This is a genomic window from Bradyrhizobium sp. USDA 4472 (genome assembly GCF_054058595.1).
In genome coordinates this window covers 2,644,367-2,668,775 of sequence record NZ_JBSSAM010000001.1, presented here as the reverse complement: position 1 = coordinate 2,668,775, position 24,409 = coordinate 2,644,367, and the positions used below count along the sequence as shown (strand labels likewise).

Genomic DNA, 24,409 nt, shown 5'->3' with positions numbered 1-24,409 from the left:
AGGCTCTTTCCGCTCGGCTGCGGACCGATGAGCACCGTGAGCTGTGACAAACGAATGTCCGCTTCATCGACGCATGAGGATTGTTTGATCGTGGAGCGCCATTCCAACTATCGGAAATAGTTGCCTTTTTGCAAAGGCGCCGTTTGCGCCGGCTCGGTAGTGCAAACGGCATGCATTTGGGGGGCCTTGGCGAAGGACTAAGATTGAAGCAGCGGAACAAGTGAGCGAGACGTTGCCCAGCAATGGGTGATCCGCGTCAGGGAGCCGCGCCTGGGCGCCCGTCGGTCTCATCCTCTGTCCCGCATGGCTGCGCGCCGGTGAAGGACATCTACGCCAGCCTGAAGGCTTGCGACCTGACGTTCCAATATTTGAATGGGCCAGAATCGGACGAGCTGCATCCACTACAACGCGCTTCGCGCGCCGCAGCGAGATCTAGAAAACTACGACATAGCAGTTGACCATTTCTGAAGGCACTGTTCCGTGGCGCGGACCTGATGATGTGCCTATGCTTTGAGATGCCCCAAAGGACGCGGCGCGACTTCGCCGCGTGGAGGCAACATGGCGAATGCCCTTGTGGTGCATGCGAAGCATCTGCCTCAGTCGCAAAAAGTGCTACGCGCGGCGCAGTATGTCCGCATGTCTACGGATTACCAACAATACTCCATTGAGAACCAGGCAGTGGTCATCGCGACCTACGCCGAACTTCACAAGCTAACTATTGTCCGCACCTATCGTGACGAGGGCGAAAGCGGCCTCAAGATCGAAAACCGAATTGGCCTAACCGAACTAGTCGAAGACGTGCAATCGGGCCGCGCTGATTTCGCTCATCTGCTTGTCTTCGACGTGAGCCGCTGGGGACGCTTTCAGGATGTTGACGAGAGCGCGCATTACGAGTTCATCTGCCGCAAGGCGGGCGTCAAGGTCGTTTATTGCGCGGAGCAATTCGACAATGACGGAAGCCTTCTTGCCAGCATTATGAAGAATATTAAGAGAGTGATGGCGGCTGAGTTCAGTCGGGAACTCTCCGCCAAAGTTTTTGCAGGGTCAATCCGGTTGACGCGCCGCGGCTTTAAAATGGGCGGTCCTACCGCTTACGCGCTGCAACGACGTCTCGTGGACGATCAATGCAGGCCGAAGAGTATTTTGACGGTCGGCCAGCGCAAATCTTTGCTCACCGACCACGTCAAGCTCATCTCCGGGGCGCCTGATCAGGTAGAAATTGTGAAATCGATCTTCCGCGAGTATCTCCGGCACAAATCGCAGGCGGCCATTGCCCGAGACCTCAACCGGCGAGGGATCATGAATAGCCAGGGAAGACCGTGGCTTGGAAAAACAGTCGGCGAACTCCTTCGGAACGAAGCCTATATCGGCGTTCTGACCTACAATCGCAAAAGCAAGAAGCTTGGCGCCAAGGTCACGCGCAACCCAAGAGAACTTTGGATCAGAAATGAGGAAGCCATCGAGCCCATCGTCCATCGCGACACTTTCCGGCGCGTGCAAAAGATCATGGGCGAAGGGCGCGTCAGTATCCCCGAAGAGGAAATGTTGCTTCGCCTTCGCAAGGTCCTGATGAAGAAGGGCAGCCTCAGTAAAACCATCATCAATTCGAGTCCCGGCTTGCCATCCATGTCTTCGTATCTTGTGCACTTCGGCACGTTGCGGAACATCTATCGGCTCATTGGGTACAACGGCAATCAAGGCTGGTTTGACACATACGCCGCGCATCAACGATGGGTCGCCCTGCAGCTTGGCAATGCTGCGCGCCTTCGAGACGCTTTCGAGAAACTTGGGTGCCGTGCAACTCTCAACCCTTCGACCGAATGTCTTCGAATCGATGATGCCGTGAATGTCGTCTTTCGGGTCGCAAGATGTCGCAACTACAAAAGACGGCCCCTGCGCTGGACGCTGCAGTACCGCGTGAGGTGGCCGAGGGGATGGGTTGTCGCGGTGCGGCTGGACGGGAAGAACGAAGCGGTCTTCGACTACGTCTTGATGCCCTCGACGTGGCTCACCTTCAGCCGTCGCATGTTCTGGTTCTCCAAGGAGGTCTATAAGGGTCACACGATAAACCGCTTTGGCACGTTCGAAGCGCTGTCACGATTTCTCATCGAACGGATCGGTAAGGAAAAGTCTTCGTGCGTCGTTGGGGTGCGGCCGCGCGCTCCCGTGACAAGCCCGCGAAAGGCGAAAGGCGCTTAACGCGTTTGTGGGGGTGGGACAGAATTCACTAGATCACTCAACGCTCAAGCCGCGCGAGTGATCGAACGACCGCAGACATCACGTCGAATGTCTGTGAAGGGTCAAAATGCGAAGAGTGCGGGTCGAGCAAATCTGATCCCGCTCTGGCCCGATGAGCGGACTTCCGTCAGACGCCGCGCAAACTTCGCTGATGGGTCACTGCCTGACAACATCCGCGCGTGAGTTTTCATCCCTTAAAAGGGAGCTCCCATCTTAGAAGTGCGACACGACGCCTAAACACGATTGGAGAAGGACATTGCAGCACTGTGTCGGGGACATTGCTGTGCAGTGAAGCCGCGGATCTTATGCTCGACGTGCGCCTAATGGTCGCTTAGATCGGTTTAGGGCGGTTCTGGGCGGGGGAGCGAGGCAGAACGCGGAGAACATTGCAGATCGCTAAAAAGCTCCATAGCGCCCCCTGCTTCTATCTATGCGATTTTGCAATCTTAGATGCCGGATTGCCCGGCAGTGTGATCCTAGATCAATATGCGAGAGTACTCCTAATTACAACCTATCGATGTTCTTCCCTAAAATGTCGGTACTGCGATCCACGCGGGCGGTCATTTAGAGGAGAGAACAAGTGGTCACGCAAAAACGGGACAGAGCACCGGAAACACGCTTCATAGCGAATGCTGCTGGTCGAAGTTCTGGCCGTCGGAAGAGTAAGGTCCACGACCTATTCGAAAGCGAGGGTGCCGAAGCGGCTTGGGTACTCGGACTGCGGCTGGGTTTGAAGGACAGCACTCTGCGAACTTGGTTCGCCTATTGGCGGGCATCGCCGCCGCGCTCTGGTTAAATCTGATCCGCCGGAGCTTCGGAACATTGCTGCACTCAGCCCAGCAGATTGCAGCCGGCGAACAGGAGCACCTTTGACGGTTCCTGAAAGTCCCGCTCATGCTCAAGAAGACGTACTCGTCTTTGATTTTGCTTTTATCTTCTTGCGCTGGCTCTCAATCTCCGTAGTGAGCTGCTTCGGGATTTGTATGTTGTCCTGGACCCACTGCCATAACACGTCGCTCTGCGAGAAATGTTCAGGGCCTGCTTCAAGTGGATCGTAAAGTCGTCGAATGAAGACGGAGTCTCGCGAGGACCATTCATAAGAGATCTGGGGATGATTGAAATTGGGAGGCGCGAACGGGAAATTCCAGGTCAATGCGGCCCGCATCAACTCATTGCCACGCTTTCCCTCCATGGTGCTTTCCAGAAGGGAGTTCAGTCGCCATTGGTCGGGGTCCCTGGCAAGGCTTTCTCTGTTTGAAATGTTGACCGCATCGGCGACCGGCCTACCGAGTACATATGCCTCAAGCGGGCGGCACATTCTCCTCACCGAATAGACCGCCCGATCGAGCTTCCAGAGATCCTCTGCTTGCCTGCTGTAACCGAATAGTTGATATCGATTATGCGCCTGGCCGTCGCGATATAGCCGCGCAAGAAAGTCAACCATTGTTTCAACGCGCCAGTATTCGTCCGGCATGCGATCGTCCGGCTTATTCAGGTCCGCCGGTAGTAGCTCGGGGGCAAGGGGCGCTACGGCCGCATACAAGTCGACGATGTTGTGCTGGTACTGCTTAGACCCAATGCCTTTTGAGCTCATTCCGTTCAAGAGCAGAATAGCCTTCAAGTATTTCTCCAGCGCGTGGACCGCAAGCCAAAAGAAGTCAACGTTCATGCTCTGGTGAAAGCACCAGCGCGCAAGAACGTAGTTATCGTCGGCCGTTCGAATAAAGAGGTCTTCGATGATGCTGTGCCTGTCGGCGTAGAAGTCGTCCAGTGTGTCCGGCATAGCTCACTCATTTTGGGTGCCCAGGGGCGGTACTGATCCATTGGAAGCCGCGGTGCATCGGCGCCAGCACTGCGCTCAAACGAACAGCTCTTGGACGTGAACAACTTTTATTTTGATTAACATTTGGCGAAAAATATTGAGAACGTGAAACCGCAAATACGGTCTAGGTCCAACCTATCTTGTGTAGGCAGGCGGCGCGTACCTGGGGAAGTTTGAGCTGACTGTACCGATCGCCGTCAACGAAGGCGCCCTTCCAATCTATCCAGCAGAGTTGAGGTTCGGGAAGAATGGCTCGGGCATTCTTCCACCTAGAAACGTTTAGCCGCAGCGCCTCGTCTTGGAACGTCTGAACCCAATCAGTCAAAAGGCCCTCCTTTGAACGAATGGGTCGTTCACAGATCCAGAGCTTGGCGAAACTTGAAGTTAGGGAAGCTACCAGGAACGCAGTGTCGACAATGCAAGACCCCACGTCCTCCTCCATTCGAGTAGCGCCCACAAGTAATTTTATTTTACGAGCGCGCAACTGCGGAGGGAGTCGGCCAAGCAGAGCGCCAAACTGAAGGATGAGAGCCCTTTCAGCATCCATTCCCAGGGCGGGGTCGGCCCAGTAGTTCGCTCGATAACTTTGACGCGAATTGAAGAAGGCATCGAACAGGTGGGTATGGACCGGAAATTGAAAAATCGCCCTTATGCCGGGCTCACCTGTCCTTGGCTCGTCTATGGCTAAGCGGAAAACATCGTTCAAGATAGCTACGCCCAACGCATCTCGCATATCCCGAGCCAAGCAATCAAAATGAGCGGCTTGCTCAAGGCGCTCCGCTCGCGCGGGACAGCGGCTTCGGATGCTGTCAAAGCGCCAATCCGCTTCCGTCGGCAAATAACGCTTCAGTTCGTCCGCCACGTTCGCCCACGGTCTCTAAAAGTGAGGGTAAACCGACAATCGTATCGACTACTCAGCTACAGATGTATCCAAAAGGTTTTGTGCTCTCTCGGCTATTGCGAGCAGAAACCCATCTTCCAAGTATTGTCCCAAAGTGTTCTCAATGAAGCGATCGCTCCGTGCGAGCGTGTATGTTATTTTTGCCAGTTGGCGGCTGTTTGCGTGCGCTATAGAACTAAGTTCATGTAGTAGTCGATTTCCTTCCCGTCCCTGAGCCCACTTGTTCCAATCCATCGGACCCAAGAACCGAACGAATTCGCTACCCGTTACAGCAAACCGGTGCACTACTTCTGGCTCTTCGTAGAATCCTATGGTTATGGGATCATCCATTGTGCCCTTGCCCTTGCCCTCGTGCCAGATACGAACTGTCTTGCTGGGGTCACGAAGCGTCGGCAGAAGAGCGGCCAACTCTTCCAACATCTGTCGATCGCCGCCGTTTTTGCTCATGCTTTTTTTATCCAGAGTGTGACGGAACAGGTTATTGACACTTGTCGGGAAGGCGCTTCAGAAAAGACCTACATCGGGATTTCCGCTCGGCCCAATTGTCCGAACCACGTTCGGCGGATTGATCTTAGTCATCTCCGAAAAACCCTGCGTCCGTTTTCCGGCCATTCGTGACGATATATCCTTCGTTCGAGGGGCGGTCCGCAGTCCACCCCAAGTAAAGATCCACGCCGTCAAGGCTAACGGGGCCATCGAGACGCGTCGCAGCAACTCCGGTCAGACCAATTGCAGCACTAAAGCGGGCGAAATCTTCAAACCCAGTGTCTTTTGGGTCGAAGGAGTGAACCATCATAATCGCCACCTCGGCGTGGTAGCGTCGTGCTTCGTACAGCGCTGATGCGGTACGATGCAGAAGCTGATAACGCAGGTTCTCACAGTCAGATACTTTGATGCCGAGCGTTTGCGATAGGTGCGCGAGGCGCGCTGCCTTCTTAGAACTGGGCGTCGCCTTCCTTATCCATTCACTTACTAGAGGGCCGAAGCTCTCGTTTACTTTTCCCTCAACGGCCATAATCGCTAATTCATTCGGCAGTCGGAGAATGGCTAGAACATCGGTTTGTGATGGCGTCGAACCGTCTCCGAGCTCGATGGTCCGCTCCAAGAAAGCATCCACGAGTTCGGCCTCTGCAAATCGAGACGCCTGGTCTGGGGGACACCGACCCAGGGTAACACTGACCATTTCTGGCAAGCCGTGTAGTTCCGGACGATCCTTTGCCGAAAACCAGCCTTCAGCGACAAGCTTGGCAGAGCGCCCCTCTCGCCAGTGACCAGGAGACCCGAGGTAGGGAATAACGTCCTCGGGCGTTTTTATCGGGAGATGTAGTTGTGAAATCTCACGTATGAGGCCCCTTCTGTGGCGCACGCCTTGAACTTCATCTGCCTTGCCTTCTCGCATTGCTGCTCCTTACATGCAGGGCACTTGCACTCTCTAGTGAGAGGATAGCCTTACGTCCTCGCCACGACGACGCAGCCGGTGGCAAGCGCGGTGTCCCTCGCCATAAGCGCCGCGTTCCGCCCGGATCATTGTGCCCTCTAAGCGCCCGACGCCAGCAGCATCTCGCGGGCCTTTTCCTTCGTAAGATTAGGGTTTGCGGCCATGACCTCCGCTATCAGCTCCACGAGATAGGACGGATCCATTTCCGGCGCCTGATCCGTAGCGCTCACGAACCGGGGGTCGGCTGATGATTTCTTCATAAGCTCGTCGCGCGTCATCCCGCCGCGCGCGGTCCGTGACGTCTCGCTTTGCTCGGCCGACCCTTGTTGCTTCTTGAGCCGCAGGATTAATTCGCGCCTCTTTGCGATGAATTCGGGCGAGTACCGGCTATCCACGTCCTCCGGTAAACCGAGATCGTGCTCAAACTTGTTGTGCGGAATACCCGCCGTCTCGTCTTTCCTATCCCTCTGGGCCCTTGACGCTTCTTGGGCAGAACCACTTTCATCGTGACCAGACGGCAACTTGAGCGGTTCAGTCATTTCTCGAACCCTTTGCGGGTTGTTCTGCTGTTGATGTCGGCTTTCAATATTCAATTGTCAGCTTGATCCGCTCGGGTCTCTTGCCCGTAATCGCAGTCTTGCTGATGTAAATGTCTCCAATCACGGCACCTTCCTGATCGCCGTGAATGTGGGTACCAGCGCTGTTCACCTCTCTGTATCGAAATGTATTGGCCGTTTCATCGAAGAACGCAATAACGAGCTGCTTTCTCATGCTGAACTCCTCGATCGCTTAACTGACCGGCTCGACGCCTTATCTCCCCCTCTCGACGAGGTGGGAGTTGCAGTTGCCTTCCGCTCCTCCTTTAAACGTTGGAGCAGGACGCTCGCGGGTTCGTCGTTCTGGTCTTGCGGCACGAGCTCGCCCCGAAATGCTTTGGCGAGGATGGCTTGGTCGAGATGGTCGATCAGTTTGCGGGCGCTGGTGGCTTCAGCGGCGAGGCGGTCGATCCAAGAAAATGCTGACTGGATGCGACGACCGATTTCCTGCTGTTCCGCAAGAGAGCAAAGTGGAATAGGCAAATCGCGGCATATCTCCAGCGTTAGGTTGCTTTGGCCGGCCGTGGCCTTAGATCGCGATACAGCCCATCTCGTTAGAACATCTGTCAAAAGCCATTTCGAGAGGAATACCGGCGACACTGAAGCAATTGGCCGGAACACGGCGATGGCTTGATTGATGTTCCATTCCGCTCGATCGTTGGGAACCACGCTGACCTTCCCAAGCGGAGGCCCGACAATGTTCATCAACACATCGCCGGGGAGCACTTTTGATCTTGAGAGGAAGCCCTCATGGGTCGTCCTGGATACGAAAGTAGGTTCGACAGTGAAGTCCAAAGTCCCGTCGAAAGTTAGGTTATATACCTTGATAAACGGGATCTCACCGTTGTTCGACATCGCTGCCGATTTGGGCGTGGTCCCTTTTGTGATGAAGCCGCAAATAGCTTCCGCGCGAACCCAAGCCCAGTGGTTCGGGATATCGAATGGTTTCAACTCCTCAGATAGTGCAGGCATGTCGCATCGCTGGAGGCGCTGTCGGTGCTCTTCCTGCAACTGCGCTCTCTCCGTTGCAATCTGTGCAAACGTGGGCGACGTTTCGACGGGGTTATTCCGCCACTCCCGCGTTAGGTCGCCTCTGAACGCTGCCGTCAAAATCGCCTGCTTGTACTTCTCAACAAGCCGAGGAATGTGATCGAGGTTGTCGCAGGCCCGTTTGGATTTTGCGGAAAGACTGTCAATCTTCGAAACGATACGCCGTTGTTCGTCAAGGGGTGGTAGCGGAAGTATCTGAGTTCTCAAATAATCGAGCGGGACGCGGCGTTGACCCACCGCGCCCGTCATGGCTCCTTCGGCATCTGCTCGAAAAGATTTCCGTCGTAGAAAGCGCCATATAAAGTCTGGCGAGATATCGCAGAGCGGACGCAGCACATGGAATTCGGTGGAGCCACACCCTATGCCGCTTGTCAGCCTTCTTGCGACTGCAATCTTACCGTTTTCCATGCAGGGTGTGATCTTTGCAAAGATGACATCTCCGGTCTGAAAGTGAGTATAGCCCTTTGAAACTTCAGAAAACGGTCGATCTTGCGCGCTTTCGATCTCACCATTGATATCGCTGACCGCTGGCATTGGGACAAATGACACCGTCGTGCGAGGTGGAATACCTTGATGTCTGGGACTTAGGATTGCACAATCTTCGAGCCTGACTTTTTCCCATCCCTTCGGCAACTCGCTCATTCCGCAGCCTCCGCAACCGCAGCTGCTTCTACGCTGACTGGCTCCAGCTCGTCAGAAAGCGTTTCAATATCTTCCAATGCTGCCTTCAGATGGCCGATGATTGCAGCTGCGATATCTTCCGGCTCCGTTAGGTGTTCCTCCGCATCTTCCTCCGTGTCGCGTAACCACGAAATGTCGAGGTTGTCATTTCGCGCCTTGATCGTATCGCGCGCAAAGCAACGCCAACGACCTTCATCGCCCTGATCCTTGCGCTTGGCTCCGCCATTGGGATCGCTGCCGTAGACCTTCTCGAATTCCGCAAAGTCTTGCACTGTGAGCGGACGAGTTTTGCCAAACGCGGGCGCGTCAGCCCGCATATCATACACCCACACGGCTTTTGTGTTTGCCTTATCGGTCTTGCCCCTTTGAAAGAACAAGAGATTGGTCTTGACGCCCTGGGCATAGAAAATGCCGGTCGGTAAACGCAGAATGGTGTGGAGATTACATAGATCCATCAGCCAGGAGCGAAGCCGTTGCCCAGTATTGTCCTCGAACAGCACGTTATCAGGCACCACAACTGCCGCGCGTCCACCGTGCTTGAGGGAGCGGACAACATGTTCAACGAAGGCAAGTTGCTTATTTGACGTGTCCGCAGTAATCGAGAAATCGGAGCGCGTAGGTCGACCTCCACCCTTCTTTGTCCCAAACGGGGGATTTGTCAGGATCAGATCGGCCTTTGGCAGCCGCTCACCGTCTGGGCTGAGCGTGTCGCCAACGGCTACTCCCGCGCCTTCAATGCCATGAAGCATGAGGTTCATCAAAAGCAACCGATGGGCGTCCAGCACTAGTTCTAGCCCGACGAAAGCCTGTGTGCGCTGGAACGCTTGCTGCGCTGGCGACAGGTTGAATAGATCGTCTGTGGCGTCCTTAATGTAGCGGTCTGCTGCTACGAGAAAGCCGCCCGTTCCCGCTGCGGGGTCCTGAACAATCTCGCCGTGTTGGGGCTGGAGAAGACGCACGGCACAGTCAATCAGGGGACGGGGTGTGAAATATTGTCCTGCTCCGGATTTCTTTTCACCAGCGTTCTTTTGCAGAAGACCCTCATAGAGGTCACCCAGTCCTTCGCGGCGGGCAGAGAACCAATCCAGCTTGTCGATTTCCGAGACCAGCGTTCTCAAGTTCGTCGGCTTTCGCAACGAAGTTTGCGCGTCGGTAAAGATGTCGCGCACCATGCCTGCGCCGCTGGTGCCGAGCTTAAGCAGCAGCGCGCGGTAATGGGTGAGCAAAGCCTCGCCTTCGCGCTTGGTTAGATCGCCCCAACGATATCCCTTGGGCAGGGCGTCCTCGCGCTTTGTTTCCTGCATCATTTTCAAGAACAGCAGAAACGTAAGCTCGGTGACGTAGGCTTGGTACGTGATGCCGTCATCGCGCAGGACGTTACACAGGCCCCAGAGTTTCTGCACGATATCGCGCGTCACGTGCTGGTCGGTCATGCAGATTTGCTCCACAGTTCGTCATTTATGTCGCCAAGGATGGCATCAAGCCGTCCGTCAAATATACGGTTCAATTTGTCGTATCCACCTGTAACTTGGAGGAATTGACCTTCATCCAATACAGCGCGGTCCACAATGCCTACCTGCGCTACAGCCTTGCCAATGCGCTCTAACCACTTGCGCTGCGGTTCGCTCCAAACCCCTTGCTTTGCGATCCGACCCATCGCTGCTCTCACGCGCTCGGCCCAAGGTACCAAAGGATCACCAAGGGCGGCTTGGCGGATAAACCCAACGATTGTTGCCGCGATATCCTCGTTCTTAGCTTGTTTCCATGCTGTGCGTAGCGCCTGTTCCGAGAAGCCCTGCCGATCAAGCTCCATCCGAACGGCTTTGAGCCCGTCCCTGGTTAACTCTCGCGGACGTTGAACTACCGCTTGCAGCGCCGCGACCTTGTTGACGTTGTTCCGCACGAAAGTCTCAAACGAACTAAGATAGTCCTCAGGCTTGGTTGTTGTGCCGTATCCCGTCGTGACGCCAATGACGCGGTCGGGATGCTCCGAAATCGGAAGCGGGATTGGCCTCCCGCTATCAGGCTTCCAATCGAGGATCGGGCCAATTCCCGGTTTGCTTTTGAACCAGCTGGCTAATGCATCAAGCGGCTCGTTCCTAAGGCGATTGAGCGTCGCCTGGACCGGCTCGCCAGCTACGCTCTGGAACGCCTCTTCTGCTTCGATAGAGAGCTTACCGAGACGCCTGCCCAGCTTTACAAGTATCTCATCGCGTATCTGGGTGCGGTGAGCAGCATCAGTAACGCGGGCAAATTGTTCAAGCAGTTGTGTCAGTGTAATCTTGGGGTTGACGACAACGGGCTTCATTGCCGTTACTGGCTGCAAAGCATCGTAGATGCCAACAGCGTCGAAGATGCGGAACGTCTCCTTTTCGATTTCAGGACAGAGGCGCGTAGCTCGGCCTAGCATTTGCTCGTATAAGATACGGCTATTCACACGGCGGACGAACACAAGGTTCACAATTTTCGGAACATCAATGCCTGTCGTTAACAGGTCAACGGTGACAGCAACCGTAGGCAAGGCATCGTTGCGATAGCGCCGGATCATTTTTCCAGGAGCGTCAACACTGCCTGTTATCTTCGCGACTGCCGCATCATCGATTTCCCCGTACCGGTCTCGGAACGCCTTCTTGAGTTCGGCGACAACAATGTCCGCGTGCCCGTCGGTCGAGGCAAAAATTAGCGTCTTGCCCGGCAGCGACGGGTCAATGTGCTTGGCCAGTTCCGCGCATACGACCTGATTGAATGAACGCGTGATCACACGACGATTGAAGTCGTCGATCTCGAAATCGAGGTCGTCAGGAGCATGGGTAAAATCGATTTCACCCGTTGTTGGATTGAGCAAAGGCAGTTGATCGCCTCGCGCGAAATGAATGCCATCGCGTGATAACTCGGTTTCAATACGTAAGGGCGGTTCGTGATCGATGAGAAAACCGTCGATCACAGCTTCACGGTATGGATATGTGAAAATAGGATCGCCAAATATCTGCGCGGTGTGCAGCGCTGGCGTAGCGGTCAGACCAATCTTGACCGCGTCAAAGTGTTCTAAGACCCGTCGATATTTCGATATATAATCGGCTTCATCGCGGAATGATAATTCCGCGTCAGACATTTCGCGGTCGAGTAGATAACCGCGATGGCATTCATCCACGACGATCAGGTCGTATTGGTCAACCGGTGGCACATCCTCATTCTCATTCGCAAAAAGAACTCGCTTCACCAATCCCTGGATGGTGCAGACGTGAACCTTTGTGGCGGTCTCCGGAAGCACATCACCGAGTTCCTTGAGACCAAAGATGTCGGCGAATGTTCGGGTGCTAACGATGCGTGTCGTCTTGAACTCATTGGCTGCCTGCTCACCAAGCGCATGACGGTCAACCACAAAGCAAATGCGTCGAAAACGCTTTGTTTCGAGCAACCGATATAGCAGGGCGATAGCGAGCTTGGTCTTGCCGGTGCCGGTTGCCATCGCGAGGAGCATCGTCCGGTTGGCATCGTCCGCGAGGATGGTCTCAACTGCACGAATGGCCCGCTTTTGGTAATCTCGGAGCGGAAAACCAAATTCGATGGGCAGCGAAGCTAGGCGTTCCTGCGCAGCCTCACGGTCGATATTGAGCAGCCCCATCAATCCTTCGGGCGTGGGCCAATCCGTGAGTGCTCGCCGGTGGTTAGTCGGATTGCGCGCATCGCGAAACCAGATGCCGCTCTGTGTCTCAACCTGTTTGAGATAAGGACGACCATTGGTCGCGAACAGGAATGGCACACGAAACGGCGGCTCCTTGGCGCCACCAGAACTAAATGGCCATGGGCCGCCGTCGGGAAGCTCAATACCGTCAAAAGGATCGAACGCTTGGGCGTAACGACCCGTTTGATCGATTGCAGCCTGGACGTTCTTGCGCTTGCGCTTGGCTTCTACCAGAGCAATGCACGTCATGCCGAAGAAGAGCGCGTAGTCCGCGGGGCCGTTGGCAGTTGGCCATTCGGCAATGGCCATTGATTTGCCTTTGACTGGCCGAGCACCCTTTGCATAGCGAAGGTTTTGACTATCAACGTCCCAGCCGCGCTCACGGAGTTGTTGATCGATGAGCCGGCGTGTGTCGGCTTCGTCGAGGTCGATAGCTTCTGCGGCGGCAGATGCGGATCGGAGGACCGATTGTTTTTCAGAAGGGGGGCTTGAGGCCGCTGCCGCCTGCCATTCGACCAGTTGCTCCGCAAGTTCGTTATGAGGTGCAACGGTCCATTTGGCCTGATGGGGTTCCGCCGCCTCTAAACGGTGTGTCAGTTCCTGCAAATCATCGAGTGCGGGTCTCGTGGATGCGGCCGCGGTGGCCTGGAGTTGGGTTAATAGTCTACCAAGCTCGTTCTTTGCTGCTTCGGCTTCGGCAGCCAGTTGCGCATAAATATCTCGTTCCTCTGTGGCCCCTCTGGCTCCTTGTTCGGCTGCCAAACGGGCTGCTTCAGCTTCGGCGATCTTTTCCTTTGCACGTTGCGCTTCCGTCAATGCAGCTTCGTTCTCAGCTCTTAGCCTCTCAAGCTCGGCTTGAACTTCTGCAGTTGCATCAGCGGGGGGCTGTGGCGGCTGAAATGGACCGGCTTTGAAGTTCTGATTATCGAAGGTGCGGTAAAACCAGATAGCCAACTGACGCGCCATTTTAAGGCACGAGAGCGCGGTGGCATGATCACCGTCACGGTCATGGGTCGCCGCATTCCCCAACTTACGGAGCTGATGGAACAGATCCAAGACGGACGAGGGGTAATTCCCCTCTATCCGAAGCCGTCGAAGTAGGTCGGCTTGCAGCTCCCTCGCATCGGTCAGAAGGCCCGAACGTGCGGCTAGCATTTGAGCCAACACTTCGCCGAATTGACGAAGCAAGATGAGGGCGACGACAGGATCGTCCGAGAAATAGCGTTCGCTACCCGCGCCTATCCGGTCCAAGTCCGGGTATCGCTTGGCAAGAAAACTGAAATTGGCCGATTTTGGCGGCCCGCTGAGCTTAACTGTGAGAGCCAACCGCTCCCCCCGAAGCAGCTGCGAGATGTGGGATCATTATGAGACCAGATCGCAGTAACATGCGCGCCTTGGGCATGCGGTTCAAGGTATTCCTTTGTACAATCTAAGGGTTACCTCCACCGGGCACGGTGCCTACGCGGTCCAGTTGGATTTCCCCGTTAGGAGCGCCATTGCGCTGGAGCGACGCACACCGGGCCGTCGTTCTGGGCTGGGCCCATCGCTCCTGCCTGTGGGGTTTAGCGGGTCGAGGCCTCCCCTTAACTTCCTATTTCTCCTCCCTATTCTCCTCCTTATAGCATTTGAGAACAGGAGAATTGGGATGGCGTCGATTGAGGTCGATTTCGACGTGTTCAAGGAACTGACCATCCGGCGGGCCACCGAAGCCACGACATACAACGATGTCATCCGGGAACTGCTGGGACTGGATAAGAAGGCAGTGGTGGCGGCCTCGTCTGGCGGCGCGACGTTCAAAGGAGCGCACTTCCCCGAGGGCACGAAATTCCGAGCCACCTATAAGGGCCGAACGTATGACGCCGAGATCAGGAGCGGCGTCTGGCGATCATCCGATGGCGGCACTCGCAACAGCCCGTCCGAGGCAGCGGTTAAGATCACCGGCAAACACTGGAACGGCTGGCGCTTCTGGCACTGCTTGCGGCCGGGCGATACCGAGTGGCAGCTCATTGACCAGTTGCGGCCACAGTCGACACTCGACCAATTCTAGAAAGCCAGAAGGTGGCGGCCCTCGCCTATGAAGAAGCTTGGGGCAGGATCAGCGCATCGTAATAGGGCTTCATAATGCCTGTCACTTCATCGAATGCGTCGGCCTGGAGCAAACTTCGCTTGCCCTTGATTTCAATTGAGTAACCATTGTACGCGGCACCATGCAGGCTCACCGAACCGAGGATGAGCTGCATATCATCGGGGACATGCTCAAGTGCAAACTGTATCATCCTCGTCGCGTTCGCAGGGTCTTGATCCTGCTGGACAGGACTATCCACGATGAGGGGGCATAGCACCGACGCCGACGAGGCGCGCATCGTGTTCACAAACGCATAGTAATAGGCAAGCAATGCTCGCGGAAGATCGCTGCCGGTCTCGTTAATCACACAGTCGATTTGCTTATAGCTTTTCTCGGCAAGGCCCGGCACTTGCAATTCGAAAATGTACCGCTTCATAAGCTGAAAATATCGATCCTTGATCGCCTTCTGAAATTTCTTGTCCTCGAACGACTTCATCGTTGTCAGCGCTTCATCCGAGCGCGCGTCTTGTTCACCTATCTTGGTGTTGATGTCAGAGTGTTCGGCGGCGATCGCATCATCGACCATGCGTTCGCTCTCGCCCTCGACAAGGTCTCGAAGCTTTAGCTCGCCGCGCCGCTCGTTCAGGATCGCGTTGACCCGGTCGATATTCTCGGCGAGATTCTCGAACTTGCCACGTTCCAGCGAAATTGCCTCGTCCACATGGGCAATCTCTTGTCGCACCTCCAGCAAAAAGCCCCGGCAAGTCTCTGCGTCAGAAATCAGCCCGAACTTATTTGCGAAGTCGTTGAGGTGCGCGGTACCGCAGGTCGGGCAAATGATTTCGGTATCGGCCGTCTTGCGGATGAAATCATAATCTGCGTCCAGCTCTGCCAACGCGTTACCAGCAATCGTGCTCTGCTCGATTAGAGCTGCGCGCTTGGAATGAAGATCAGCGAGGCCGCGCTGGACCTGATCCCTCTTATCTTGCAGCGCTTGGCATTCCCTTAGCAGCGCGTCGATCCGGTCAGCGAAAGTGTCTGGCATTAAGTCGAACTTGATCGGCCGTCGGCCGGATTGAAGTCGCACCGCCGCACGGTCTAAGGCTCGGCGGTCAACCTTCAAATCGTCGATGATATGGTCCGCATCTATCTTCGTTGCTTTCGCAACGTAATATTCATTCGGCCGGAGACCAGCGTGGAAATAAGCTACATCGCGCTTTGGATTTTCGAACTGACCTAGACCCGCAAAAGAAGCCCACGAACGCAGCCAGCCAATATCTTGGTCCACATAGAAGGGCAGAAAGCAAAAGGCAGGTGGCGGCACGACCTGATTGCCTTGGCGATCGGAGAGCGTGAGCTTAAATTCCAATAGTTGCGCGATTTGAGGACCGATGCCGGAGCCAACACCGGAGCCGCTCCAGATGTTATGCCCCTGCACGTCGAACAGAGCGAAGAAGCTGCCCGAACGCATCACGCGATAAGGGACGTCATTCACCGTGAATTCAACGAGCAAGTTTGTCTTCAGAGCGTCCCAATTGTCGTTAGTTTTATAGGCGTCCGCGCCAAAGGCCGCATAGATCGATTTGATGAGGCAAGACTTCCCTGTGTCATTCTCGCCAAAGATTACTGTCCTGCGTTCGTCGAACTGGACGATCCTCGCCGCCTTCTCTAGATCGGAGGAGATGAGCAACCTTTGTAATTTCAAGTTTCTCATGAGTGCGCTTCCGAAGGCTGCGGATCAATCTCTTGAACTTCTCCTGTCGTTTCATGGGTGAATACCTCGTAAAATATCATGACCTTCAATCGAGCATTGCTGAACGGCGATATGTTGGCCTGCGCAAGGTCTCTGACCGCAGGATAGATTTCATCGACCAAATCGTCCAATCCCTGGGAGCCGCCACCGCATTTGTCCAGCTCGCTTCGGATTTTGTCCCTGATAACATTGATCGCCTCATTGCCAGCGTCCAACGCGATAGCGCGGTACCGCTGCCACTCGCGAGTTAAATTGGCCAGCTCGATCGCACCGACGTTCAACTGCTGACTGATCATGGACCATTCAGGCAGCGCCTGTCGCGAACGAACAAGATTGAGCCATCCCTCCACCTGCGACCGCGTGATCGATTTCTTTTGGATCAGTTCGGAGAAGCTGGAAATCGTCCCCGTGTATTTGGAGCGCGTCCTGCATTCCTCGACGATCGTCTTGTAGAGAGTGTCCGGATTGAATTCTACCGAACCGATGTGTTCGAGGATAAACTCGTTCAGCTTTCCTTTGATGTGCGTCGAACTGTCGTGCAGGCTCAAATCTGCTTGAACGTAATGCATGAGGCTTACCGCCGCGTGACTGGCCCCGCGGTGCTCCTGCGCGAGCTTGTCCATGAATTTCTTGAGCGTCTCGGCGTCGCAAGAAACAAGCTTGCACGCACCCGATGCCGAGGGCAGAAATGCACAAGGCACATTGGAGACGAAGTTTAGTTGCTCGGTCTCATCAGGGAACGTGACATAGTTGGAAAATAGCTTCCCCATGAACGAGGGCAACTTGCCGCCAGTAGGATCGTTCTTTTTGGGTTTGCGCCGATAAAGATCGGCCAGCGACCATTGCCCCTTGTCCTTGGTCTTGACCTGATAGAAGCGAGCGCGCGTCGGCGACTGCTCGCTGTCCAGCAGCACGATGTCATCATGGAACTCGAAGGCGATGGCATAGTCTTCTGACGAGCCATGATGTGCGAAGATCAGCGCGAGACCCCAGAGGGCCTGATAGTCGAAACGCTCGTATCCCGTTTCGCCAGATTTTTCTCGTTGTGGCTCTGAGATGAGCCGATCGGCAAATGACACCCAAGCTTCCCCCCGCTCCCGCCTCGTACTCTAGCGAGCGGCGGCGACGTTACAACTGCGGGTAATCACTTGAAATTAGACCTTGAGACACCATTCGCGCATCGCGTGACGCGAGGATTCGGTGCGAACGCGAGCGCGCATGAATGCAATCATAGCTCAAGCGCATTAGCTCACCAACCAACTTCCCGCTAAGCTGTTGAATATCTGGAACAGTTTGGTGAGCTGACCCCACCCGACCTCATGTTCGCGATTTTCTACCGGGGCCGAAAAGCTTGTCCTAGAACAGCTCCCGGCGTGCCCAGCGGCCTGACGCAGAATTGATTATGGCATTGATTATCTCGGCGCGTCGCCGTTCGAAATTTTATCTAACTTATTGAAGTTATTGGTGCCGCAAGAGGGATTCGAACCCCCGACCCCGTCATTACGAATGACGTGCTCTACCGACTGAGCTATTGCGGCGAACCCTGCCGGGGCCCGGATAGGGCCGGCCCCGATACGCGCGCTCCTGATATCGGGCATGGCCCGAATTGGCAAGGACAAGCGGCAGGCGAAATGGGACTCACGCGCCCCAGCGGGACCAGAATCCGCGCCAGCCGCCGGCCTGGGCCTTTGGGGTACCGATTTGCTCCGTAAATTCATCGCTTGGGCCGTCGTCGTCGATCCCGGGATCATCGGGCGCACGGACGATCGGCATGACGGCCTGGACCGGTGCCTGCGCCGGCTGGCCGAGGTCGGCACGGGTCCGGAACACCGGGGTCGCCGCCACCGGCGTTGATTCGGCGGCTTCCGAGGCCGGCTCGACCGCCTCCGCTGGCGTTATCACCGGTTCTTCCTTGGCGGCCGGGGGCGCGTTGTCTTGCGCGGCCGGAGCAGGAGGGGTCGCAGCCGGCGCGATTGCGGCCGGTTCCGCGGGCACCTCATTCGCCACCGTCACCCGCTTGGGCGGCGGAGCGGCCAGCATGGCTTCCTCGAAGGCCGAGGATTCGATGGTCGCGCCCTTGTCCGAGGGCAGGCTCGCAACCGGCGTCTGCCACTGGAAGGCATCGAGCCGCCCCGTGACCGGGGAGACCGGACGCCAGCGATCGCTGACATAGCCGTCGGCGGTCCAGGCGGGATCGTGCCGGGCACGCACCGCGCGCAACGTCCAGGCGCGGGCGCGTCCGCCGTCGCCATGCTCGCTGCGCTCGAGCTCGGCCATCAGCAGCGCCACGCGCTGGGTCGGATCGTTGACGTAGGGCGCCAGCACTTCGCGCGCGCGCGCGAATTCGGAGGCATCGATCGCGGCGCGTGCAATCGCGAGCTGTCCCTCGACATGGCCGGGCTTGTCGGCGCCCGTTTTCGCCGCGAGCGTCTCGATCCGCTGCAGGCGCTGCCGCGCAGAATCGCCGAGCTTCACATGCGCGTAGGCGTCGGCCAGATCGGGATGCGGATTGGCGAGCCAGGCGGCTTCGACCAGCTTCATGGCGCGACGCACCTGATGCGCTTCGCTCTCGAATTTCGCCGCCAGCACTGCGGCCGGCACCAAGGTCGGCGCGAGCTTGACGGCTTCCATCACGCTCTCGCGCGCCACGTCGCGGTCCATGGTCTCCAATTCCAGCGCGCGCGCCGTCAGCAGCACGCCGCGCTGGCGGCGATAGGCTTGCTTGTCGATCAGGCCTGCGGACAGATTCGAATCCAGGATCGCGAGCGCGCCGCTCCAATCGCCGCGCGCGCAGCGGAAGCCAAGCACCGCATGCGAGGCCCAGGTCGAGGATGGCGACAGCTTGATCGCTTCCTCCGCGATCATCACCGCGCCGACCGCATCGTCGGCGCGCTGCGCCTCGATGAAGAGGCCGCGCAGGCCGAGCAGCCGCGTGTCCTCGCGCTCGGCCATGGCGCGGAAGGCGCGCTGCGCCTCGTCGCGATTGCCGCCGAGCTGAGCCGATTGCGCGTGCAAGAGAAGCGCGAGCGGATCATCCGGGGCATGGCGCCGCGCCGCTTCGGCGTGACGGCGGGCAAGGGCGGTATCGCCGTGGCCGATCGCAAGCAAGCCATGCGTGATGGCGTGGCGGCCGCGCGCGCGGCGCTTTTCGTGCCGGCGGCGGCGGATCCGACCGGGCATGCGCCAGATCGCGGTCACGATGCTCCAGAGCAGGACGATCAAGACGGCAAAGATGCCGAGGCAGAGCACGAACACCGGAATGCTCGGCGAGGCCCGATAAGCGCCCCAGGTCATCACGACATTGCCGGGCTGATCGGCAACCCAGGCCGCGCCGGCGCCCGCGAGCGCAATCAGGACGAGGAAGAGGACGATGCGAAGCATGGCTATCCCTATACGCGCGGATTGTTGCGCGAATCTTATTGCGCAGGCTTGGTGAGACTGGCCAGAGCGTCGTCGGCAAATTGACGGGAGGCCGCGAGCGCGGCATCGCGCGCATCGGCCTTGTCGAGCCAGCCTTGCGCGGGCGCACGATCGGCCTCGGGCAGTGTCTTCAACTCGCGACGCGCCTCGACGAAATCGTTGCGCAGCGCCGCCGCCGTGATCCGAGCGACAATGGCACCGCGATCGGTGCCGGCCCCGTCGGTACGCTCGATTCTGACGAGCTTCGATGCTCCAGCCTGGAGCCGCTCGACGATGCCCGCCCCCGCGGCCGGAGCCTCGGCCGGCGGCGACAGCTTTGGCACGATGTTGAGGAGCTCGCGGCTCAGCGCGACCGGCGTCGGAATCCCTGAGGCCGCGAACATGTCGAGCGGTTTCAGCATCTCGGGCTTGGCCGCAAGCGACCGCGCGGCTGCGAGCTGCGCCTCATAGGGGTCGTTATGGCGAACGGCAACGTCGAGCAGTGTGGCGGCAACGACATGGCGCAGCGGCTTGTCGTCCGTCTGCCTGGCATCGGCGGCGATCTTTTCGCCCTGCTGCGCGATCTCGGCGCGGGCAGAGGTGCTGGCGCGCTCGAGCTGGGAGACGCGCTCGTCGAGGGCGGCGAGACCGGACGACGAGGCCGCATCGCGCGGCGCGGATTTCGCATCGTTCAATGCGCCCGCGACCTTGTCGGATTGCGTACGCAAATTGGCGACGTCGCTACGCAGCGTGGCGACGGATTTCTCCAACGCATCGAGCCGCGACGTCATCGCCGGATCTGGCGCGGGCCTGACCGCCTTGGCTTCGATTGCGGCGACACGTCCGCTCAGCGCATCGATGGTCGCGCTCGTCACCTGCGGCGCGGCCGCCGGCGCCTGGACCGCAGGCCAGCCCAGCACCCAACCGACCGCGATCACGAGCGCGGCCGCGACGGCGCCGGAAAATGGCGCGATGACCCAGGGAGAGATGGGGACCGACGCAGCAGCGGCTTGCGTGTCATCTCGCTGCGGCTCAGCCTTGTCTGTCTCAGCTCTGGCTGTCTCAGCCTTGCCGGTCTCGACCGTGCCATCATCGACATCGGCCTGCCCGGATCTTGCCTGCTCAGCCGATGGCTGCGCCTCCGGCTCGCCCACCACGTCCTGCGGCTGGGTGGAGACTTCGGTCGCCTCGAGGTCGATGGTGGGCGGCGTGCGCTTGGCACGGCCGGACTCGGGAGCCAATCCTGCCTCTTCAGGCTTGTCGTCGGCCATCGTGACGGTTCCTCACACTTGCATACCAGAGACGAGCCCGATTGCGTCGGATTCGGCCCGTCCTCTTACGCCAAACGGGTCCGCAAAGCACGCTCCAAGGCGTCAAACAGGGCATTTTCGTCCGGGGTCGCGGCCACCAGAACCTGCGACGCGCCGGCATCGCGCAGAACGCTGGCAACCGTCTCGGACAGGCAGCATTGTGGGATCGCGAGTGCCGAGATTTCGACGCCCTCGTCCCGGGCCGCATCCAGGAAGGCGCGCGCGCTGCGCCGGGAGTAGTGCAGCACCGCCTCGATGCCATGGGCGGCAAAGCCGTCGCTGACCTCGCGCGGCAGGATATTGACCGGCGCCATGCGATACGTCGTTTGCGTGACCACGCTAAATCCTTCCGCGCCAAGCTCGCCGCCGAGATCCCGCGACAGATCGGCCCCGGCAAGATAAAGCAGCGTACTCTTTTTCTTCAGCACCTTGTCGCGCGCACCTTGCATCATCTTATCGCGCAAGGACGCGGCATCACCGCCGGCAACGAGCACCTTCGTGAAGCCGATGTCGCGCGCCACGGCGGCGGTGTGCTCTCCGACCGCGAACAGCGGCAGCTCCAAGAGGCCGCGGTCGCGCAATTGCGGCGCGACGCCGCGGATCGCATTGGCCGATGTCACGATGATGGCGCTGTAGCCGGTTTCGCCTTCGTCATGAAAAGCGACCGGCTCGAACTTGAGCACCGGCGCGAGCAGCACCACATGCCCCCGCGCGCGCAGATTCTCCGCTGTTGCCTGATTGTCGGGATGCGGCCGTGTGACAAGAATGGACATCGCTTGTGTTCCCGATCCACGTGGCGGTGACGCATTGACGAATGCTGTCGGACGTACCAGAACTCTGCTTTACGGATGAGCGCAAGGGCGCAAATTGGATAACAATTCGCCAATGCTGGTACTGGGCATCGAGACCACCTGCGACGAGACCGCGGCGGCGGTGGTCGAGCGCGCGCCGGACGGACGCGGCAAGATCCTCTCCAATATCGTGCGGTCGCAGGTCGAGGAGCACGCCCGCTTCGGCGGCGTGGTGCCGGAGATCGCCGCGCGCGCCCATGTCGACCTGCTCGACGGCATCATCGAGCGCGCCATGAGAGAGGCGGGCATCGACTTCGCCGAGCTCGACGGCGTTGCGGCAGCCGCAGGACCGGGGCTGATCGGCGGCGTCATCGTCGGCCTCACCACCGCGAAGGCGATCGCAATCGTGCATGACACGCCGCTGGTCGCGGTCAACCATCTCGAGGCGCATGCGCTGACCCCGCGACTGACGCACGGCATCGAATTTCCTTATTGTCTGTTCCTCGCCTCCGGCGGCCACACCCAGATCGTCGCGGTCGCCGGGATCGGCCAATATGTGCGGCTCGGCACCACCGTCGACGACGCCATCGGCGAGGCCTTCGACAAGGTCGCGAAGATGCTGGGCCTGCCCTACCCCGGCGGACCGGAAGTCGAGCGCGCGGCGGCGACTGGCGATCCGACGCGTTTTGCGTTTCCGCGGCCGATGCAGGGCCGTCCCGACGCCAATTTCTCGTTGTCGGGATTGAAAACAGCGGTGCGCACCGAGGCGAGCCGGCTCAGCGCGATCACGCCGCAGGACATCGGCGATCTCTGCGCGAGCTTCCAAGCCGCAGTGCTTGACTCGACCGCCGACCGGCTGCGCGTGGGCCTGAAACTCTTCCGCGAACAATTCGGCGCGCCGCGCGCGCTGGTCGCCGCCGGCGGCGTCGCCGCCAATCAGGCGATCCGCGGCGCACTGTTCGACGTTGCCGGGGAAGCGAAGACGCAGCTGATCATGCCGCCACCCGCGCTCTGCACCGATAATGGGGCAATGATCGCCTGGGCCGGCGCCGAACGCCTCGCGCTCGGCATCACCGATACGATGGACGCGCAGCCGCGCGCCCGCTGGCTGCTCGACGCCAACGCCACCGCGCCTGATGGCTACGGCAAGACGCGGGCGGGGTATTGACCATGACGCCGTTCCGCTCCGTCGCGGTGATCGGTGCCGGCGCCTGGGGCACGGCGCTGGCGACGGTGGCCGCGCGCGCCGGGAGGAGCGTGACGCTGTGGGCACGCAACGCCGACCATGCTGCGCGGATCGCATCGACCCGTGACAATCCGCGGCTTCCCGGCGTGCGGCTCGCGCCGGAGATCGTCGTCACACACGAGCTCGCACAAGTCGCGCGCGCCGACTTGCTGCTGATCGCGACCCCGGCGCAGCATCTGCGCGGCGTGGTCAACATGCTGGCCTCGCACATCACCCCGTCCGCGCCCGTCATCGCCTGCGCCAAGGGCATCGAGCACGGCACCCACAAATTCATGACCGACGTGATCGCGGAAGCCGCGCCGCATGCGCAGCCGGCGATCCTGTCCGGTCCGAGCTTCGCTCACGACGTCGCGCACGGATTGCCGACGGCGGTGACGCTGGCGGCGAAGGACGAGGCGCTGGCGAGCGCACTGGTGCAGGCGCTGGGCTCGCCGACCTTCCGTCCCTATCACTCCACCGACATCCGCGGCGTCGAGATCGGCGGCGCGGCCAAGAACGTGCTGGCGATCGCGGTCGGCATTGCGGTCGGGCGCAAGCTCGGTGCTTCCGCGCAGGCTGCACTGACCACCCGCGCCTTTGCCGAGTTGACGCGGCTTGGCCGCGCGCTCGGCGCACGCGGCGAGACACTCACGGGCCTGTCCGGGCTCGGCGATCTGATCCTGACCTGCTCGAGCCCGCAATCGCGCAATTTTGCGCTTGGGCTCGCGCTCGGCCGCGGTGAGCCGCCGTCCGCGGGCAAGCTTGCCGAAGGCGAATTCACCGCGCCGGTGCTGATCGAGCTCGCGGCTTCGCAAAACGTCGAGATGCCGGTATCAGAAGCTGTCGCATCAATCCTGGGCGGCAGAAGCACGATCGACGCGGCGATCTCCGGACTGTTGACGCGGCCTTTCAAGGCAGAGGAATGAACATGGCGTACTGGCTGGTGAAATCCGAACCATCGGTGTGGTCCTGGGACCAGCAGGTCGCGAAGGGCGCCAAGGGCGAAGCCTGGACCGGCGTGCGCAACTACACTGCGCGGATCAATCTCGTGAACATGAAGAAGGGCGACAAGGCGTTCTTCTATCATTCCAACGAGGGCAAGGAGATCGTCGGGATCGCGGAAGTCATCAAGGAGGCCTATCCGGATCCGACCGACAAGACGGCAAAGTTCGTCTGCGTCGACATCAAGGCCGACAAACCCTTGAAGACGCCGGTGACGATGGTCGCGATCAAGGCCGAGAAGAAGCTGGCCGAGATGGCGCTGGTGAAATATTCGCGCCTGTCCGTGCAGCCGGTGACGCCTGAGGAATGGAAGCTCGTCTGCAAGATGGGCGGGGTATGATTCGCTCCAAGTGAAGGCCCAGCTGTGACGAATTCGTGATAGTGCGGGAGCGCCGTCACAACCATTGATATCTGCCGACAGAGTTCCTAGGTTCGGCAGAGGAATGGACGTTC

Annotated in this window: 19 protein-coding genes and 1 tRNA gene; 5 read left to right on the top strand and 15 right to left on the bottom strand. The window is 58.6% G+C overall.

What is annotated here, in order from left to right; genetic code table 11:
* Positions 1 to 558: 558 nt before the first annotated feature.
* Positions 559 to 2,199 carry a recombinase family protein gene (locus ACVWZ4_RS12180; RefSeq protein ID WP_456790121.1) on the top strand — a complete coding sequence of 547 codons (1,641 nt, stop codon included), beginning with the start codon at positions 559 to 561 and terminating at the stop codon, positions 2,197 to 2,199.
* 937 nt (positions 2,200 to 3,136) lie between these two features.
* Here ACVWZ4_RS12180 and ACVWZ4_RS12175 read toward each other — a convergent pair.
* The 9 genes from ACVWZ4_RS12175 to hsdR all read right to left on the bottom strand — a co-directional run bounded on the left by ACVWZ4_RS12175 (position 3,137) and on the right by hsdR (position 13,737).
* Positions 3,137 to 4,021, bottom strand: a complete 885-nt coding sequence (locus ACVWZ4_RS12175) for a hypothetical protein (RefSeq protein ID WP_456790120.1) — start codon at positions 4,019 to 4,021, stop codon at positions 3,137 to 3,139.
* A gap of 163 nt (positions 4,022 to 4,184) precedes the next feature.
* Complete coding sequence (locus ACVWZ4_RS12170; protein ID WP_456790119.1) at positions 4,185 to 4,922, bottom strand: hypothetical protein; 738 nt, start codon at positions 4,920 to 4,922, stop codon at positions 4,185 to 4,187.
* Positions 4,923 to 4,970: 48 nt separating this feature from the next.
* Positions 4,971 to 5,408 (bottom strand): DUF6508 domain-containing protein, encoded by a 438-nt coding sequence (locus tag ACVWZ4_RS12165; RefSeq protein WP_456790118.1) that lies wholly within the window; start codon positions 5,406 to 5,408, stop codon positions 4,971 to 4,973.
* A 124-nt stretch (positions 5,409 to 5,532) separates the two neighbouring features.
* Positions 5,533 to 6,360, bottom strand: a complete 828-nt coding sequence (locus tag ACVWZ4_RS12160; protein WP_456790117.1) for a DUF6946 family protein — start codon at positions 6,358 to 6,360, stop codon at positions 5,533 to 5,535.
* Between the two features lie 137 nt (positions 6,361 to 6,497).
* Positions 6,498 to 6,938, bottom strand: a complete 441-nt coding sequence (locus ACVWZ4_RS12155) for a hypothetical protein (protein ID WP_456790116.1) — start codon at positions 6,936 to 6,938, stop codon at positions 6,498 to 6,500.
* A gap of 43 nt (positions 6,939 to 6,981) precedes the next feature.
* A complete protein-coding gene (locus ACVWZ4_RS12150; protein WP_456790115.1) occupies positions 6,982 to 7,170 on the bottom strand; it encodes a hypothetical protein in 189 nt (62 codons plus the stop codon).
* A complete protein-coding gene (locus tag ACVWZ4_RS12145) occupies positions 7,167 to 8,687 on the bottom strand; it encodes a restriction endonuclease subunit S (RefSeq protein ID WP_456790114.1) in 1,521 nt (506 codons plus the stop codon). The genes ACVWZ4_RS12150 and ACVWZ4_RS12145 overlap by 4 nt, the downstream gene beginning before the upstream one ends.
* On the bottom strand, positions 8,684 to 10,159 hold the full coding sequence (locus ACVWZ4_RS12140; RefSeq protein WP_456790113.1) for an N-6 DNA methylase: 1,476 nt from the start codon (positions 10,157 to 10,159) through the stop codon (positions 8,684 to 8,686). The genes ACVWZ4_RS12145 and ACVWZ4_RS12140 overlap by 4 nt, the downstream gene beginning before the upstream one ends.
* Positions 10,156 to 13,737, bottom strand: a complete 3,582-nt coding sequence (gene hsdR, locus ACVWZ4_RS12135; protein WP_456790112.1) for a type I restriction-modification system endonuclease — start codon at positions 13,735 to 13,737, stop codon at positions 10,156 to 10,158. Before hsdR ends, ACVWZ4_RS12140 begins: the two co-directional genes overlap by 4 nt.
* Before the next feature lie 319 nt (positions 13,738 to 14,056).
* On the opposite strand from hsdR, the gene ACVWZ4_RS12130 reads away from it, so the two are divergent.
* Positions 14,057 to 14,458 (top strand): hypothetical protein, encoded by a 402-nt coding sequence (locus ACVWZ4_RS12130; protein WP_456790111.1) that lies wholly within the window; start codon positions 14,057 to 14,059, stop codon positions 14,456 to 14,458.
* Between the two features lie 25 nt (positions 14,459 to 14,483).
* Here ACVWZ4_RS12130 and ACVWZ4_RS12125 read toward each other — a convergent pair whose 3' ends face one another.
* The 6 genes from ACVWZ4_RS12125 to ACVWZ4_RS12100 all read right to left on the bottom strand — a co-directional run bounded on the left by ACVWZ4_RS12125 (position 14,484) and on the right by ACVWZ4_RS12100 (position 21,711).
* The gene (locus ACVWZ4_RS12125) at positions 14,484 to 16,190 is read right to left on the bottom strand and encodes a hypothetical protein (protein ID WP_456790110.1); all 1,707 of its coding nucleotides are present in this window, start codon (positions 16,188 to 16,190) and stop codon (positions 14,484 to 14,486) included.
* Positions 16,187 to 17,308, bottom strand: a complete 1,122-nt coding sequence (locus ACVWZ4_RS12120; RefSeq protein WP_456790109.1) for a DUF4297 domain-containing protein — start codon at positions 17,306 to 17,308, stop codon at positions 16,187 to 16,189. The genes ACVWZ4_RS12125 and ACVWZ4_RS12120 overlap by 4 nt, the downstream gene beginning before the upstream one ends.
* Positions 17,309 to 17,691: 383 nt before the next feature.
* Positions 17,692 to 17,767: transfer RNA gene (locus ACVWZ4_RS12115), tRNA-Thr, on the bottom strand.
* A gap of 100 nt (positions 17,768 to 17,867) precedes the next feature.
* Complete coding sequence (locus ACVWZ4_RS12110) at positions 17,868 to 19,610, bottom strand: heme biosynthesis HemY N-terminal domain-containing protein (protein WP_456740366.1); 1,743 nt, start codon at positions 19,608 to 19,610, stop codon at positions 17,868 to 17,870.
* 35 nt (positions 19,611 to 19,645) lie between these two features.
* Complete coding sequence (locus ACVWZ4_RS12105) at positions 19,646 to 20,899, bottom strand: COG4223 family protein (RefSeq protein ID WP_456740365.1); 1,254 nt, start codon at positions 20,897 to 20,899, stop codon at positions 19,646 to 19,648.
* Between the two features lie 65 nt (positions 20,900 to 20,964).
* A complete protein-coding gene (locus tag ACVWZ4_RS12100; protein ID WP_456700387.1) occupies positions 20,965 to 21,711 on the bottom strand; it encodes a uroporphyrinogen-III synthase in 747 nt (248 codons plus the stop codon).
* Between the two features lie 112 nt (positions 21,712 to 21,823).
* Here ACVWZ4_RS12100 and tsaD point away from each other — a divergent pair, with 112 nt between their 5' ends.
* The 3 genes from tsaD to ACVWZ4_RS12085 are packed head-to-tail and all read left to right on the top strand — an operon-like array spanning position 21,824 to position 24,296.
* Positions 21,824 to 22,897, top strand: coding sequence for a tRNA (adenosine(37)-N6)-threonylcarbamoyltransferase complex transferase subunit TsaD (gene tsaD / locus ACVWZ4_RS12095; protein WP_456740364.1), 1,074 nt, complete (start codon positions 21,824 to 21,826; stop codon positions 22,895 to 22,897).
* A 2-nt stretch (positions 22,898 to 22,899) separates the two neighbouring features.
* The gene (locus ACVWZ4_RS12090; protein WP_456763442.1) at positions 22,900 to 23,880 is read left to right on the top strand and encodes an NAD(P)H-dependent glycerol-3-phosphate dehydrogenase; all 981 of its coding nucleotides are present in this window, start codon (positions 22,900 to 22,902) and stop codon (positions 23,878 to 23,880) included.
* A gap of 2 nt (positions 23,881 to 23,882) precedes the next feature.
* A complete protein-coding gene (locus ACVWZ4_RS12085) occupies positions 23,883 to 24,296 on the top strand; it encodes an EVE domain-containing protein (RefSeq protein WP_456700390.1) in 414 nt (137 codons plus the stop codon).
* Positions 24,297 to 24,409: the final 113 nt, after the last annotated feature.

Bases quoted from the DNA above. Each gene is read 5' to 3' on its own strand.
- ACVWZ4_RS12180 (WP_456790121.1), top strand. From the start codon at position 559: ATGGCGAATGCCCTTGTGGTGCATGCGAAGCATCTGCCTCAGTCGCAA.
- ACVWZ4_RS12145 (WP_456790114.1), bottom strand. From the start codon at position 8,687: ATGAGCGAGTTGCCGAAGGGATGGGAAAAAGTCAGGCTCGAAGATTGT.
- ACVWZ4_RS12150 (WP_456790115.1), bottom strand. From the start codon at position 7,170: ATGAGAAAGCAGCTCGTTATTGCGTTCTTCGATGAAACGGCCAATACA.
- tsaD (WP_456740364.1), top strand. From the start codon at position 21,824: ATGCTGGTACTGGGCATCGAGACCACCTGCGACGAGACCGCGGCGGCG.
- ACVWZ4_RS12175 (WP_456790120.1), bottom strand. From the start codon at position 4,021: ATGCCGGACACACTGGACGACTTCTACGCCGACAGGCACAGCATCATC.
- ACVWZ4_RS12125 (WP_456790110.1), bottom strand. From the start codon at position 16,190: ATGAGAAACTTGAAATTACAAAGGTTGCTCATCTCCTCCGATCTAGAG.
- ACVWZ4_RS12100 (WP_456700387.1), bottom strand. From the start codon at position 21,711: ATGTCCATTCTTGTCACACGGCCGCATCCCGACAATCAGGCAACAGCG.
- ACVWZ4_RS12110 (WP_456740366.1), bottom strand. From the start codon at position 19,610: ATGCTTCGCATCGTCCTCTTCCTCGTCCTGATTGCGCTCGCGGGCGCC.
- ACVWZ4_RS12085 (WP_456700390.1), top strand. From the start codon at position 23,883: ATGGCGTACTGGCTGGTGAAATCCGAACCATCGGTGTGGTCCTGGGAC.
- ACVWZ4_RS12140 (WP_456790113.1), bottom strand. From the start codon at position 10,159: ATGACCGACCAGCACGTGACGCGCGATATCGTGCAGAAACTCTGGGGC.
- ACVWZ4_RS12155 (WP_456790116.1), bottom strand. From the start codon at position 6,938: ATGACTGAACCGCTCAAGTTGCCGTCTGGTCACGATGAAAGTGGTTCT.
- ACVWZ4_RS12160 (WP_456790117.1), bottom strand. From the start codon at position 6,360: ATGCGAGAAGGCAAGGCAGATGAAGTTCAAGGCGTGCGCCACAGAAGG.
- ACVWZ4_RS12130 (WP_456790111.1), top strand. From the start codon at position 14,057: ATGGCGTCGATTGAGGTCGATTTCGACGTGTTCAAGGAACTGACCATC.
- ACVWZ4_RS12090 (WP_456763442.1), top strand. From the start codon at position 22,900: ATGACGCCGTTCCGCTCCGTCGCGGTGATCGGTGCCGGCGCCTGGGGC.
- ACVWZ4_RS12165 (WP_456790118.1), bottom strand. From the start codon at position 5,408: ATGAGCAAAAACGGCGGCGATCGACAGATGTTGGAAGAGTTGGCCGCT.
- ACVWZ4_RS12105 (WP_456740365.1), bottom strand. From the start codon at position 20,899: ATGGCCGACGACAAGCCTGAAGAGGCAGGATTGGCTCCCGAGTCCGGC.